At 38.3% G+C, this 13,754-nt stretch carries 15 protein-coding genes; 10 read left to right on the forward strand and 5 right to left on the reverse strand.

The features are described 5' to 3' along the window. Position 1 precedes the first annotated feature (1 nt). From MWU82_RS09715 to MWU82_RS09725, 3 genes are read left to right on the forward strand one after another with little or no spacing between them, the layout of a single operon-like run. Positions 2 to 898: a mechanosensitive ion channel domain-containing protein gene (locus MWU82_RS09715; RefSeq protein ID WP_215948591.1), complete on the forward strand. Its 897-nt coding sequence runs from the start codon at positions 2 to 4 to the stop codon at positions 896 to 898. Next, entirely contained in the window at positions 888 to 1,766 is an 879-nt protein-coding gene (locus MWU82_RS09720; protein ID WP_247096230.1) for a DUF6268 family outer membrane beta-barrel protein, read from the forward strand. Before MWU82_RS09715 ends, MWU82_RS09720 begins: the two co-directional genes overlap by 11 nt. A gap of 11 nt (positions 1,767 to 1,777) precedes the next feature. Then, on the forward strand, positions 1,778 to 2,941 hold the full coding sequence (locus MWU82_RS09725; RefSeq protein ID WP_215948589.1) for a sigma-54 dependent transcriptional regulator: 1,164 nt from the start codon (positions 1,778 to 1,780) through the stop codon (positions 2,939 to 2,941). A 109-nt stretch (positions 2,942 to 3,050) separates the two neighbouring features. On the opposite strand, the gene MWU82_RS09730 is transcribed toward MWU82_RS09725, so the two are convergent. Continuing rightward, positions 3,051 to 3,740, reverse strand: a complete 690-nt coding sequence (locus MWU82_RS09730; RefSeq protein ID WP_247096231.1) for a hypothetical protein — start codon at positions 3,738 to 3,740, stop codon at positions 3,051 to 3,053. A 416-nt stretch (positions 3,741 to 4,156) separates the two neighbouring features. Here MWU82_RS09730 and MWU82_RS09735 point away from each other — a divergent pair, with 416 nt between their 5' ends. From MWU82_RS09735 to MWU82_RS09745, 3 genes are all read left to right on the forward strand, one after another. Continuing rightward, entirely contained in the window at positions 4,157 to 5,035 is an 879-nt protein-coding gene (locus MWU82_RS09735; RefSeq protein ID WP_247096232.1) for a PPK2 family polyphosphate kinase, read from the forward strand. Next, positions 5,032 to 6,405, forward strand: a complete 1,374-nt coding sequence (locus MWU82_RS09740) for a M20/M25/M40 family metallo-hydrolase (RefSeq protein WP_247096233.1) — start codon at positions 5,032 to 5,034, stop codon at positions 6,403 to 6,405. Before MWU82_RS09735 ends, MWU82_RS09740 begins: the two co-directional genes overlap by 4 nt. Positions 6,406 to 6,559: 154 nt before the next feature. Further along, positions 6,560 to 7,492 carry a peptidylprolyl isomerase gene (locus tag MWU82_RS09745; protein ID WP_215948585.1) on the forward strand — a complete coding sequence of 311 codons (933 nt, stop codon included), beginning with the start codon at positions 6,560 to 6,562 and terminating at the stop codon, positions 7,490 to 7,492. 464 nt (positions 7,493 to 7,956) lie between these two features. On the opposite strand, the gene MWU82_RS09750 is transcribed toward MWU82_RS09745, so the two are convergent. Both MWU82_RS09750 and MWU82_RS09755 read right to left on the reverse strand, forming a co-directional pair. Beyond that, positions 7,957 to 8,148, reverse strand: a complete 192-nt coding sequence (locus MWU82_RS09750) for a cold-shock protein (RefSeq protein WP_026812084.1) — start codon at positions 8,146 to 8,148, stop codon at positions 7,957 to 7,959. Positions 8,149 to 8,499: 351 nt separating this feature from the next. Next, the gene (locus MWU82_RS09755; RefSeq protein ID WP_215947527.1) at positions 8,500 to 9,138 is read right to left on the reverse strand and encodes a peroxiredoxin; all 639 of its coding nucleotides are present in this window, start codon (positions 9,136 to 9,138) and stop codon (positions 8,500 to 8,502) included. A gap of 275 nt (positions 9,139 to 9,413) precedes the next feature. Here MWU82_RS09755 and MWU82_RS09760 point away from each other — a divergent pair, with 275 nt between their 5' ends. After that, positions 9,414 to 9,965 carry a YfiT family bacillithiol transferase gene (locus MWU82_RS09760; RefSeq protein ID WP_215947526.1) on the forward strand — a complete coding sequence of 184 codons (552 nt, stop codon included), beginning with the start codon at positions 9,414 to 9,416 and terminating at the stop codon, positions 9,963 to 9,965. 75 nt (positions 9,966 to 10,040) lie between these two features. Here MWU82_RS09760 and MWU82_RS09765 read toward each other — a convergent pair whose 3' ends face one another. After that, positions 10,041 to 10,598 (reverse strand): thioredoxin family protein, encoded by a 558-nt coding sequence (locus MWU82_RS09765; RefSeq protein ID WP_247096234.1) that lies wholly within the window; start codon positions 10,596 to 10,598, stop codon positions 10,041 to 10,043. A gap of 383 nt (positions 10,599 to 10,981) precedes the next feature. Here MWU82_RS09765 and MWU82_RS09770 point away from each other — a divergent pair, with 383 nt between their 5' ends. The 3 genes from MWU82_RS09770 to MWU82_RS09780 are packed head-to-tail and all read left to right on the forward strand — an operon-like array spanning position 10,982 to position 13,294. Continuing rightward, on the forward strand, positions 10,982 to 11,320 hold the full coding sequence (locus tag MWU82_RS09770; protein ID WP_215947523.1) for a tRNA-binding protein: 339 nt from the start codon (positions 10,982 to 10,984) through the stop codon (positions 11,318 to 11,320). Next, positions 11,301 to 12,245, forward strand: coding sequence for a bile acid:sodium symporter family protein (locus tag MWU82_RS09775; RefSeq protein WP_247096235.1), 945 nt, complete (start codon positions 11,301 to 11,303; stop codon positions 12,243 to 12,245). Before MWU82_RS09770 ends, MWU82_RS09775 begins: the two co-directional genes overlap by 20 nt. Next, positions 12,242 to 13,294, forward strand: coding sequence for a lysophospholipid acyltransferase family protein (locus tag MWU82_RS09780; RefSeq protein ID WP_247096236.1), 1,053 nt, complete (start codon positions 12,242 to 12,244; stop codon positions 13,292 to 13,294). The genes MWU82_RS09775 and MWU82_RS09780 overlap by 4 nt, the downstream gene beginning before the upstream one ends. Before the next feature lie 67 nt (positions 13,295 to 13,361). Here the strand turns inward: MWU82_RS09780 and MWU82_RS09785 are convergent, their stop codons facing one another. Then, on the reverse strand, positions 13,362 to 13,733 hold the full coding sequence (locus MWU82_RS09785) for a PUR family DNA/RNA-binding protein (protein WP_215947520.1): 372 nt from the start codon (positions 13,731 to 13,733) through the stop codon (positions 13,362 to 13,364). Positions 13,734 to 13,754: the final 21 nt, after the last annotated feature.

Below are 13,754 nucleotides of genomic sequence, written 5' to 3' on the forward strand. Positions count from 1 at the left end.
TATGGAAGAACTAAAGAATTTTTTTAATGGCTTGAATGAATTCCTAAGCTATAAAATTTGGAATGGGGATAAGGTGGATATAACGGCAGCTACCTTTTTAACCATAATTATTTCAATAATTGTAGTAAACTTTTTCCTAAAACTGGTTCACAAACTGGTCACTGCAAAGTTGCCTGAAGAGGACAAGAATAAGTTTATCAGTGTTTTTGGATTTTTAAGATACTTGTTCTACATATTTGTGGTGTTGGTTATTCTGCATACCTCCGGGGTTAATCTCACCGTCTTGTTGACCGCGTCGGCGGCACTGTTTGTTGGTTTGGGATTTGCCCTTCAATATTTGTTCCAGGACATCATCTCCGGTATTCTGATTATAACGGATCAGTCCTTGCGCGTTGGGGATATTGTGGAGGTAAATCAAAAAGTAGGACAGGTGTTTGAAATACGATTAAGGACTACGAGGGCACTTACAAGGGATGACAAGGTAATTATAATTCCCAACCATCAATTTTTAACGGATAGCATTTATAATTATACTCAAAATCATAAAAGTACTAGGGAGAACGTTAAGGTTGGAGTGGCCTATGGAAGCGATGTTGTTTTGGTGACTAAAATTTTGGAAAATATCGCTAGTGAACAGAAAGGGGTCTTAAAAAATCCCAAGCCATTTGTTCTTTTTGAAGACTTTGGGGATTCTGCATTATTGTTTTCCATCAATTTTTTCATTAATGACAGTTATGGAGATCCAAAAATTAAAAGTGCTATGCGGTATATGATTGATGCTAAATTTAGGGAACATAATATAAGTATTCCTTTTCCTCAAAGGGATGTGCATATGTTTCAATCCCGTCCAATTCAAACAATGCAAGTCGAAAAAAAGGATGTTGGGAATGGGAATTAGAATAAAGGGTAGGGAATTCATATTGGGATTCTTATTGTCGATTAATTTTTGTCACGCCCAAACACCGGATGTTTTTAGGTTGGAGTATATGCTAATGCCCAGAAATACGGCTGAAGCAAAGTTGTCCAGAATTAAATTGGTGGCCAACGTGCCAATTAAAGTGGGGAAGAACGACAATATTATTGTCGGGGGCGAATACAACCGCATTGAATACGATCTAAATCGTAGAACACCTTATGACGATGTAATCACAGAAACATTTCACGTGGCCGATTTAAATATGGCCTACATATTGCAATACAATACGGACTGGCGCTTTGTTGGGGTCTTAACACCTCGTTTATCGTCAACTTTGACCAACGATATTGGTCAAGGGGATGTCTCCGTGAACATGACCATAGGGGCGCTTCGGGATAGACCAAAAATTGAGAAACCAACACGCTTGGTATTGGGAATAGCCTATAACTCAACGGTAGCCATTAGAGTGCCTTTGCCCTTGGTCTATTTTGAAAAGAGGTTTCATCCCAATTGGGCATATGTGGTGGGGGCTCCAAAAAGTGGTATGAAGTACTTTTTTAACGATAATCATATGCTGCAAACGGAGTTTATTTTGGATGGATATTACGTAAATTTACAGAATACGGTGATTAGCTCGGATTCTGGTGTTGCCTCTTCCATTTCCACCTCGGTTGCTTTGTTTACATTGGGATACCAATATGCGGTGGCCAAAAATATTTTCTTTTATGGCTATGCCGGCCATACCTTGTTTCAGGCAGGTGTGCTGAGGGATGAAGACCGAAATGATATTTTTACATTGAACGACCAGCCTAGTTTCTATTTTAGAACAGGTTTTAGAATTGGAATTTAAAATACTTAATTATGTCTAGAATACTAGTTATAGAGGATGAATCGGCCATTAGAAGGGTTTTGGTAAAAATCCTTTCGGAGGAAAATGAAAACTATAAAGTAGAGGAGGCCGAAGATGGGTTGATGGGGTTGGAAACAATAAAAAAAGATGATTTTGATCTTGTACTGTGCGATATAAAAATGCCCAAAATGGATGGGGTCGAAGTTTTGGAAGCAGCTAGAAAAATAAAGCCCGAAATCCCCTTTATTATGATTTCCGGGCACGGAGACTTGGATACGGCAGTGAATACCATGAGGCTCGGTGCCTTCGATTATATTTCGAAACCGCCAGATCTAAACAGGTTGTTGACTACCGTGCGCAATGCCTTGGATAGAAAGGATTTGGTGGTGGAGAACAAGATCTTAAAGAAAAAAGTTAGTAAAAACTATGAAATGATCGGAGAAAGCAAAGAAATCTCCGTAATTAAGGAAATGATAGAGAAGGTGGCCCCAACCGATGCTAGAGTCCTAATTACGGGTTCCAATGGTACCGGTAAGGAACTTGTGGCCCATTGGATCCATGAAAAAAGCGAACGAAATGCCAATCCTTTAATAGAGGTCAACTGTGCGGCAATCCCTTCCGAATTGATAGAGAGCGAACTTTTTGGGCACGTTAAGGGAGCTTTTACGTCAGCTGTAAAGGACCGGGCCGGTAAGTTTGAGGCCGCCAATGGTGGAACCATATTTTTGGACGAAATAGGGGATATGAGCCTCTCTGCCCAAGCAAAGGTACTCAGGGCACTTCAGGAGAATAAAATAAGCAGGGTTGGGTCGGATAAAGATATCAAAGTAGATGTCAGAGTAGTGGCCGCAACCAATAAGGACCTAAAAAAGGAAATAGAAAACGGAAGGTTCCGTGAAGATCTATACCATAGGCTGGCCGTAATTCTTATTAAGGTTCCTGCCTTAAACGATAGAAGGGATGATATTCCTTTACTTATAAAGCATTTCTCCGAAAAAATAGCCTCCGAGCATGGAAGTGCGCCAAAAACATTTTCGGCAAAAGCCATTTCCCTATTAAAGGGGTATGATTGGACAGGGAATATTAGGGAGTTGAGAAATGTTGTAGAGCGCCTTATAATACTTGGGGGCAATGAGGTAAACGAGGAAGATGTAAAATCTTTTGCCAGTAAATAAACAACATTGGTTGTAATGGTGAAGGGCTAAATGAGTATCTATCGCTAAAGGTGATAATTGCCGTTTAAGAATTAATCCCGCCTTATTTATCTATTTTTCAGCCTAATTCCTAGTTATTGCAACCACTCAACTTTTTAAGGGCATTGGCAGCAATTTCCTTGGTTTTTAAGTTGTAATATTTTTTGCCTTCGGAAAGATTAGGTTTCATAAGTTGCTGTTCACAAATATTGTACACGTTTTGTGCAAATGCCGTGGCTTCCTTGCAGTCCACAGACTCTACCACCTTGTCCAAAGATTCCTTGAACTTTTCCAAAGCAATATCCACTTTGATTTCAAGGGTATTTTTATCCAGAGGTTTATGTGATTCTTTTTCGGCTATGGAAGTCTTGGTGTTCATGGCCAGAACATCATTATTGTACCTGCTATCATGGGAGTCGTGTTCGTCCAAGGCTTCCATACTTCCCAAAGCATTATCCAAAGCCTTTTTTAGTAATATTTTGACACTTGGTAGAGAGGTAGCCCTGGTAGCGTTGGTTAAGTTAACAGAACTTTCGTGTATAAGCTCCATGGCATGCTCGCAGCCGCAATCTTCTAATTGGGACTTGGATTTCACTATGGCGTTCAACGCTTTATAGGCAAAATATTTGGACATGTTAATGTCTTCGTTGGCTATTGCCTTTTCAGTTTGTGATTGGATGTAACCGATATTGGAACCGGCATATTCACAGGCTTTGTTACTCTTAAAGGATGAAAAAATAAACAGCGCCAAAGAACAAACAGTTATAACGGAAAGTCTCATAAAGTAGGTTTTAGTTTATCGTTATACTGGGAAATATAACCTTGTAAAGGTAATCTTACGACTTTATTTTTTCATGATTTTTTCGATGAAGTACAGATATGGACTACTTTTTTAGACCAATTGAAGCTTTCTATGGATATACGGTTATTTTTTTCTACGGATTTCCTAATAAATGATCGATAAAGTCCCACAAGGTCTCTTATTTTACTTTGGAAAAGTAAAGGCAATTCCCTATTGTCAGAAATAGATTTAATGCCCTATATATGGCATATGGCTTACGATAAGAGTTAATATTTTAGAAATCTCCAATAATTCCTATTACTTAAGGGATTCTAGCCTTATCTTTTAGGTAATATGAAAAATTTCATATATTTTTTGTTTTTAATTGCTCAATAATGGAGCACTAAAACTAATTCATGAAGAACATAGAAGCAGCGACTTATAGGGTTGATAGCGAAATTAAATTAGCAGATTTAAATACAAGGGAAGATTTGGAGTCCTCGGACAAAAAATTAAGGAAAGCGCTGGAAAGCGTTAGGATAGAGCTGGGGGAGTTTCAGGATACCATGTATGCCCATGGTAAATACAGCGTTTTAATTTGTTTACAGGGTACCGATACTGCAGGGAAAGATAGCTTGATCAGGGAAGTATTCAAAGATTTTAATGCCAGGGGAGTGGTAGTCCACAGTTTTAAGGTGCCAACAGAATTGGAATTAAAGCACGACTATATTTGGCGGCATTATATTGCCCTGCCTGCCAAGGGAAAATTTGGGGTTTTTAACCGCACACATTACGAGAATGTTTTGGTAACCAGGGTGCATCCGGAATACATTATGAACGAACATATTCCTGGGATCCATAGTGTAGATGACATAGATCAAAGTTTTTGGGACAAACGCTTTGAGCAAATAAATAATTTTGAACGCCATATTGCAGAAAATGGAACTATTATATTTAAATTTTTTCTGCATTTGTCCAAAGAAGAGCAGCGACAACGCTTATTACGCAGGTTGGAATTAAGGAAGAAAAATTGGAAGTTCTCCCCTGGGGATTTAAAGGAAAGACTTATATGGGATCAGTACCAAAAATGCTATGAAGATGCACTTAACAATACTTCAAAACCGCATGCCCCTTGGTTTGTTATTCCTTCGGACAACAAAAAGGCTGCCCGCTTAATAGTTGCTTCTATTTTATATGAAGAGTTAAAAAAATACAAAGATATAAGGGAACCGGAACTGGATGATAAAATAAAAGCTAATTTAGAACAATATAAAAAACAACTGGAAAACGAATGAGGTATTTATTGCTGGTATTTTTACTAATTACAACTCAGATTGAAGCGCAGGACAATGATCAAAAACAAATTGATGAAATATATAATACGGCCCTTACCAATGGAAAGGGCTATGCTTGGTTAAATTATTTATCCAATCAGATTGGAGGAAGGCTTTCAGGTTCTTTACAGGCACAGAAGGCCGTGGATTACACAAAAAAAGTTCTGGATACCATGGGGTTGGACCGCGTTTGGCTTCAGCCCGTTAAAGTCCCAAAATGGGTGAGGGGAACACCGGAATTTGCTTATATAGAGAGCGATCCCGGATTGACCAACAATGTTCCTATTTGCGCTTTGGGTGGATCTGTAGCAACCCCCTTTGGCGGTATAAAGGCCGGGGTTGTAGAGGTGCAGGGGATCGAAGGCTTAAAAGTATTGGGGAAAGAGAAAATTCAAGGTAAGATCGTATTTTTTAATAAAGCCATGGACCCAACCAATATTAACACCTTTATGTCCTACAAGGGCTGCGGGGACCAACGATATTCAGGTGCGGCAGAAGCGGTCAAATACGGGGCTGTAGGGGTTATTGTAAGATCGTTGAACCTTAGATTGGACGATTTTCCCCATACAGGTGCCATGAGTTATGGAGACACACCAATGGAAAGCAGGATTCCTGCTGCGGCCATAAGTACCAATGGGGCAGAACTGCTAAGTGCTACCTTGAAACTTAATCCGGGCATAAATTTTTTCTTTAGACAAAATTGTAAAATATTGCCAGATGTAGATTCCTATAATGTAATTGGGGAAATAAAAGGGAGTACCTATCCAAATGAAATTTTGGTAGTGGGAGGACATTTGGATTCCTGGGATTTGGGTGATGGTTCACATGATGATGGTGCCGGATGTGTGCAGAGCATGGAAGTACTGAGGTTGTTAAAGGCTACAGGATATAGACCTAAACGCACCATACGTGTGGTGCTCTTTATGAACGAGGAAAACGGGCTTCGTGGCGGTACCACCTATGCGGAGCAGGCGTCCAAAAATAATGAGAAACATATTTTTGCCCTCGAAAGTGATTCCGGTGGTTTTACGCCTCGTGGATTTTCTTTTGATTGCAATCAGGCCAATTTTAAGCAGGTCGAGGGTTGGAAAAGTTTGTTTGAACCCTATTTGGTACATCTGTTTGTAAAAGGCGGGAGTGGAGCGGATATTGGACCGTTAAAAAATGATAATATTGTTTTAGCGGGATTAAGACCTGACAGTCAGCGGTATTTTGATCATCACCATTCTGCAAACGATACCTTTGCCCATGTAAATAAAAGGGAATTGGAACTTGGAGCTGCCTCTATGGCCAGTTTAATCTACCTCTTTGATCAATATGGCATTAAATAGTTACTGCCTCTTACGATAGGCATAGGACCTGGCGGAAGGAAGTTTATTGTGTATAATGCTTGTAAGAGGCTAGATTAATGTTTTCTAATCTACAGAGCTTTTTATAAACAGAAAACTTATCCTTACCTTTGCGGACTAATTAAAAAACAGCGATATGCAAGACGGAATTTACGCAAAATTCAATACTTCGAAAGGAGAAATACTGGTAAAGCTTACCCATGATAAAACCCCTGGGACTGTGGGTAACTTTGTAGCCTTGGCGGAAGGTAATCTAGAAAATAGTATCAAAGCTCAAGGTAAGCCTTATTACGATGGATTAAAATTCCATAGGGTTATTCCGGATTTCATGATTCAAGGTGGCTGTCCACTGGGAACTGGGACGGGTGACGGAGGTTATAAATTTGATGATGAATTTCATCCAGACCTTACTCATGACGGACCAGGTGTACTATCCATGGCCAATGCCGGTCCAGGAACAAATGGAACCCAATTTTTTATTACGCATGTAGCTACTCCTTGGTTAGATAACAAGCATACCGTTTTTGGGCGCGTAGTAGAAGGTCAGGATGTTGTGGATGCTATTAAACAAGGTGATAAAATAGAAAGTTTAACCATAGAAAGAATAGGTGAAGAAGCTGATAAATGGAATGCGGTAGAAGCTTTTAGGACTTTTGAGGGTTCAAGGGAAAAAAGACTTGCCGAGGAAAAGAAAAAACTAGCTGCTGAATTGGATAAGGTAGCCGCAGGCTTTAACGAAACTGAAAGCGGACTTAGATATAAAATTGTTCAAGAGGGAAAGGGAGCCAAATCTGTCAGTGGAAAAAATGTTTCCGTGCATTATGAAGGATCTTTGTTGAACGGTCAAGTTTTTGATTCTTCCTATAAAAGGAAGGAACCTATTAGTTTTCAATTAGGTGTAGGCCAGGTAATTCCAGGATGGGATGAAGGCATCGGCCTATTGAAGGTTGGGGACAAGGCCAGGTTTGTAATTCCTTCTAATTTGGCCTATGGAAGTGCAGGCGCTGGAGGGGTTATTCCACCAAATGCCACCCTTATATTTGACGTTGAATTAATGGGGATAGGATAAGATCCCCATTCCTATAAAAAAAGGCCCTAAGAAATTAGGGCCTTTTTTTTACTATGGCTTCGGAAAATTTAGAGCCGACAAATGTATTCAACCCCATTGTGCATACTATGAAGCTAAGCCAGAAGAGTTAAAATCGAAATTGCTTTCTACCTTTTGGTTCTATTTAGGCTTAATACTAAAAGCGCTATGTTTATTACCAACAAGGACAGAAGAATGGTGAAAAAAGTGGTCATACCAAAGTTATTTATAATGGTGTATATTAAGTGTTTATAGGGAAGATGATAAAATAGTGGAAAGGTTGCGTAAAAAATATAAATATTACTTTTTGTTGTGAAAATTCTGGCAAACTTGGATTTTAAAGATGTAGTTATAAAGGAGGGATATTTTTATTTTCACCAAAGTCCAATAAAAAACCCATCCGTTAGGATGGGCTCTATTTTCTAAAAAAAATTGTACCGTAATTATTAAATCACTTTTACATTTACTGCGTTCAATCCTTTTTTACCTTGTTGTAATTCAAATTCTACAACATCACCTTCGCGAATTTCGTCGATTAAACCAGAAATGTGTACAAAGTGATCTTCGCTTGAGCCTTCTTCAGTGATAAATCCGAAACCTTTGGAGTCATTGAAGAATTTTACTGTTCCTTTATTCATTATAAAAAATTAAAAAAATTAAATTAGCTGCCAAGATAAGGTTTTATTATTTAACTACATGATTTTTTGATAGTTATATTTTTTTTTCAGAGGGTCCTGATGCATTATTGAAAAAGTAAACAAGTGGCTAATCAACTGTGCGTTAATGGTCTTGGTCTAATTTTTTTCTATTCACTATTATTTTTTTGTTCTGCCTATTCTTTTAAAAGGCATAGGAGATAATTAATCCTTGGCGTACCCTGTAATTTATTTTTAGTGAGATTAGGATGTATTTACTACTAAAACAAAAAGTCTTCCGTATTAGGGAAGACTCCATGATTTGTTACTACCGATAATTATGAAATAAATTATTTAAAGGTTCGGCTGTGGGGTCATCCTTAAATACGGCTTAATTTCTTCAACGCCTTTGGTGAATATTTTTTTGGCATCTTCTGTATTTATGGCTGGACTTACTACAACCCTATCCCCATTTTCCCAGTTTGCAGGAGTGGCTACTTTGTGGTAAGCCGTTAATTGTAATGAATCTATTACCCTAAGCAATTCATGAAAATTACGTCCTGTAGAGGCAGGATAGGTAATTATTAGTTTTACCGTTTTGTCTGGAGCTATGATGTAAACCGAACGCACGGTTAAACTGTCGTTCGCATTAGGATGTATCATGTCGTAAAGGGTAGAGACCTTTTTGTCCTCGTCGGCAATAATGGGGAAATTAACCGTGGTATGCTGGGTCTCATTAATATCCTTGATCCATTCACCATGAGATGCTACCCCATCAACGCTAAGTGCCAACATTTTTACATTTCGTTTGTCGAACTCACTTTTAAATTTTGCAGCTGTTCCCAACTCGGTTGTACATACAGGGGTAAAATCCGCCGGATGTGAAAATAAAATTCCCCATCCATCACCTAAATAATCATATAAATTGATCATTCCCATTGAACTATCTGCTGTAAAATCAGGGGCTATGTCGCCCAATCGTATTGTTGCCATATTTTATATGCTTTAGTTATAATTTTATTATCCTATAAAATTAGTAGATTATATTGGAACCAACTTTTTTAAAAGGTTAAAAATCTATTAAAATTTAAAAAAAAACATGTGATTTTTGGAATTTATTTAAACTGAATTCATTTTCATTAGGCCAAGTAATCCAATGGTTAACCATTCTCCCGAATCAAATAATAGTAGGGTAAAATCTTAAAATAGAGCAGTATTATTTATTGGGTTTGCTATTAATATTCATTATACTTCTTTAATTTTATACTATGGAAGAAAGAACCTTAGAAGAATTGAAATATCCCATTGGCCATTTCGTATTTCCGAAGATGGTAAGTGATGTGACAATGTCCGATTGGATCTCCGAATTGGAGGCATTGCCTACCCGTTTGGAGGACTTGGTAGTTCATCTAAGCGATCAACAATTAAATACACCTTATCGTCCTGGTGGTTGGACCATTAGGCAGGTGGTGCATCATATTGCAGATAGCCATCACAATAGTTATATCAGATTCAAATGGGCTTTGACCGAGGATAGACCTGTTATTAAAGCCTATGATGAGAAGGAATGGAGTAAGCTATTTGATGCCAATAGTGCACCAGTAGTCCTTTCCTTAAATTATCTTAAGGCACTACATGCAAAATTGGTATATCTCTTAAAAGGTTTGTCCAAGGAAGATTTGGAAAGGGTATTCATTCATCCCGATGGTAATGTGGCCGTAAGCCTTTTGGAAAATATAGGAAAATACGCTTGGCATGGCAATCATCATTTGGCACACATAGAAGGTATTCTTGATCGTAAGGGTTGGAATTGTCCATAGTTCTTCGCTAAGGAATTCCTTAGTACAGCAATAGGCTTACCTAATAGATTAAAGCAAAAATGTAGTTCAATCCTATTATTTTTTCCACTTAATATTGCAGCCCATACTCGGTTTTTGTTTTTCATTTATTTTCTTTCCGGCAAGAAGGGTATCCATGGCTGTTTTTAGGTCCTCGCCGGTAACGGGAATGCCATTTCCTGGTCGGGAGTTGTCAAACTGTCCTCGGTACACTAGCTTTAAATTGGCATCGAATAAATAGAAATCAGGAGTGCATGCCGCATCATACGCTTTGGCCACCTCTTGGCTCTCATCATACAGATAGGGAAAAGTATACTTCTGTTCTATACTGATCAATTTCATTAAATGCGGTGCATCTTGAGGATAGTTTTCCACGTCGTTGCTGGAAATTGCTATAAATGAAATATCTTTAGGTTGATATTCCACTGTGGTTTTGGCGATTTCGGCGTTTAAATGCTTAACAAAAGGGCAGTGATTGCAGATGAACATAATTACGGTACCCTTGGCCCCTTTCAGGTCTTGTAGGCTTACTTGTTTGTCCGAAGTGGTATCGAGCAGTTTAAAGTTGGGAGCTTCTGTGCCCAAAGGTAGCATGTTACTGGGTGTATTGGCCATGACTTTAATGTTTTGAAAATAGGTCTTATACAAAGTTAATGGAAATGGTAGATACTTTTATGTAGATCAAGCATTAGTTATTTTGTGTTAAAACATGAATTGTAGAAAAGGATAAGTGCGTTGGAAATATTGAAGGAGGGCAAAACCGATCATAAAAAAGCAGCTTACATGTATGGCCTAAAGGTAATATGGGATAGAAAATAAAAATTAGGGATGTTTTATGGGGCAGATGATTTTAATGTGATTCCCTATGACGGACATGAAGGAATGAGCGATCCGAATTATGTTAGGGTACATTATGTGGTTCATACTTTTGACCGGCGCCAAAAGAACCTACGCCTTAAATTTTCCAGTGATATAATTGATAAAGTCAGAATTGTTAGATGAACGAAACTATTACTTGGCCCGATTTTTCCAAAATAGATATGAGAGTGGGCACTATTATTGAAATTAAAGATTTTCCTGAGGCTAGGAAGCCAGCCTACCAGATACATGTAGATTTTGGTAAGAAGATAGGGGTTAGGAAAACATCGGCCCAAATTACGCAAAGGTACTCTAAAGATGAACTTTTGGGGAAGCAGATAATTGCCGTGGTTAATTTTCCTAAAAAGCAAATTGCAAATTTTATGAGCGAATGTCTTATATTAGGGGCTGTTGATGGATCCGATGTAATATTGTTACGTCCGGAAGCCGAAGTTGACAATGGACTTAAAATTTCATAACTTTTTGGTAACTACCCCCCTCGATAAGATACATATAGACTTTAACGAACAATCACTTTGGGTGCTTAACGTGGCTTTGGCCTTGGTGATGTTCGGTATAGCACTGGATATATCCATAGATGACTTTAGGCGTTTGGCAAGAAATCCAAAAGCTCTTTTTTTAGGTGTTTTGAGCCAGTTTATTTTATTGCCGGCGGTAACCTTTGTTCTGGTTTTGCTAGTGGAGCCCTTGCCCAGTATTGCACTGGGTATGTTTATGGTCGCCGCTTGTCCCGGGGGTAATATTTCTAATTTTATTACACACTTGGCCAGGGGAAATACGGCTTTGTCCGTTAGCTTAACAGCTGTAGCTACCTTATTGGCAGTGGTGATGACCCCTTTGAACCTTCAATTATGGGGGGCATTATATGGCCCTACCGCTTCAATCCTTAAAGATGTTGCCATTGACCCTTTTGCTATGATCAAACTGGTGGCGTTACTCTTGGGGTTGCCACTAATTTTGGGCATGTGGATAAACCATATCAGGCCAAAATTTGCGTTCAAAATAGCCAAAGTTTTAAAGGTACTTTCCCTGGTGTTTTTTGTAACCCTTATTTTTATTGCATTATATGACAATAGGGATATTTTTATGGAATATGTGCTCTATGTATTCTGGATAGTAGTTATGCATAACCTCTTGGCTTTTGCTACGGGCTATTCGGTGGCTAAATTTTTAGGGCTTTCCCAAATGGATAAAAGAACAATTGGCATAGAAACCGGGATTCAGAATTCAGGCCTGGGACTCTTGTTGATATTTACTTTTTTTGACGGAATGGGGGGGATGGCTCTTCTGGCTGCTTTTTGGGGTATATGGCACTTGATATCTGGTTTGGCGATAGCTACGTTTTGGGGGTATTTTCCAATTGATAAAGAAGAACTTGTTTGAGAAGAATAGGATATCTTGTTATTTGGGTTTGGATGCGTTTGGCATTGACTTTCTATTTTTCCAAAATAAAAATTGAAGGGTTGCACAATGTGCCTTCGGGTAAACCCATTATGTTTTTGGCAAATCATCAAAATGCTTTGCTTGATGCCTTATTGATAGCAACCCATTGCAGTCGGAAGCCTTATTTTTTAACTAGGTCCGATGTATTTAAGACGGTGTTGTTGAAAGTGTTTTTCGAGTTTTTACAGATGATTCCCGTGTATAGGATTAGGGACGGTAAGGATTCCTTGGCGGGAAATAACGCCATTTTTAAACGTTGCTCCGAACTGCTGCAAGGGGGCGAGGCCATACTTGTTTTTCCAGAGGGGAACCATTCTTTAAAACGTCGGGTCCGACCATTGAGTAAAGGATTTACCCGTATTTTATTTCTGGCTTTGGAAAACAATCCGTCATTGGATATAGGTATTGTTCCCATTGGAGTAAATTATGCCAATGCCGCAAAGTTTCCGGATAAGGCTGCACTACATTATGGTAAAGAGATAAGGGTCCAGGAATATTTTGACAAAGAGGATTTATCAGGATCGGCAAGCAGACTGAAGTCGGAAGTGTATCATCACATAAGAAAGCTTACCACCCATATTGAAGAGGAAGCAGGTTATGAGGATACAGTGCGTAAATTGGATAACGCCAAGGTGGATTATTTGGATCCTGTGAAGGTAAATCTAATTTTGGAAAAAGGAGCTTCACCAGAGCATAAAGCAATTGGAAAAGAAAAAGTTGAGCTAAAGAAGTACATTTTTAGAGGGGTATTTTTTATTTTGAATTTTCCTATGATCATTTTATGGTCAAAGTTCATTAAACCAAAGGTAAGCGAACCGGAATTTTTGAGTACAACCCGATTTATGTTTGCTTTATTGTTTTATCCCTTCTTTTATCTTCTAATGATATTGGGTGTGCTAACGTTCCTCAATTGGCCAGCTACCTTAACTATCTGCATTGCCCATTTAACATTAAACGTCGTCCTGGTTAAATTGTGGAGGGAAGGCTGAAACAGGGTAAAAATAAAAACGGCCCCTATTTACAGGGACCGTGATGTTTTTAAAAAAAATAAGTCGATTATATATCGTCAAAGCTTACATCTGTAAAACTATCCGTAGAACTGATAGATCCATTTTCTTCAGAATCTTCCTTCTTGAAATCTTTTTGGTGACGTTCGGAAATAACCTCTGAACCTTTTTCATCGATAATGTAATTCATCATCTCATCCAAATTCTCCTTAAAGGCGGTAAAGTCTTCTTTGTACAAATAAATCTTGTGTTTTTTATAATGAAAAGAACCATCATCATGGGTGAACTTTTTGCTTTCAGTAACAGTTAAGTAGTAATCTCCTGCCTTTGTGCTTCTAACATCGAAAAAATAAGTTCTTCTTCCTGCTCTTAAAACTTTAGAATAAATTTCTTCTTGGTCCATTAAATCTTTATCGCTCATTTCGTCTAGTGTATAGTTAAT

The organism is Arenibacter sp. S6351L (assembly GCF_023016025.1).
GTDB lineage: Bacteria > Bacteroidota > Bacteroidia > Flavobacteriales > Flavobacteriaceae > Arenibacter > Arenibacter algicola_B.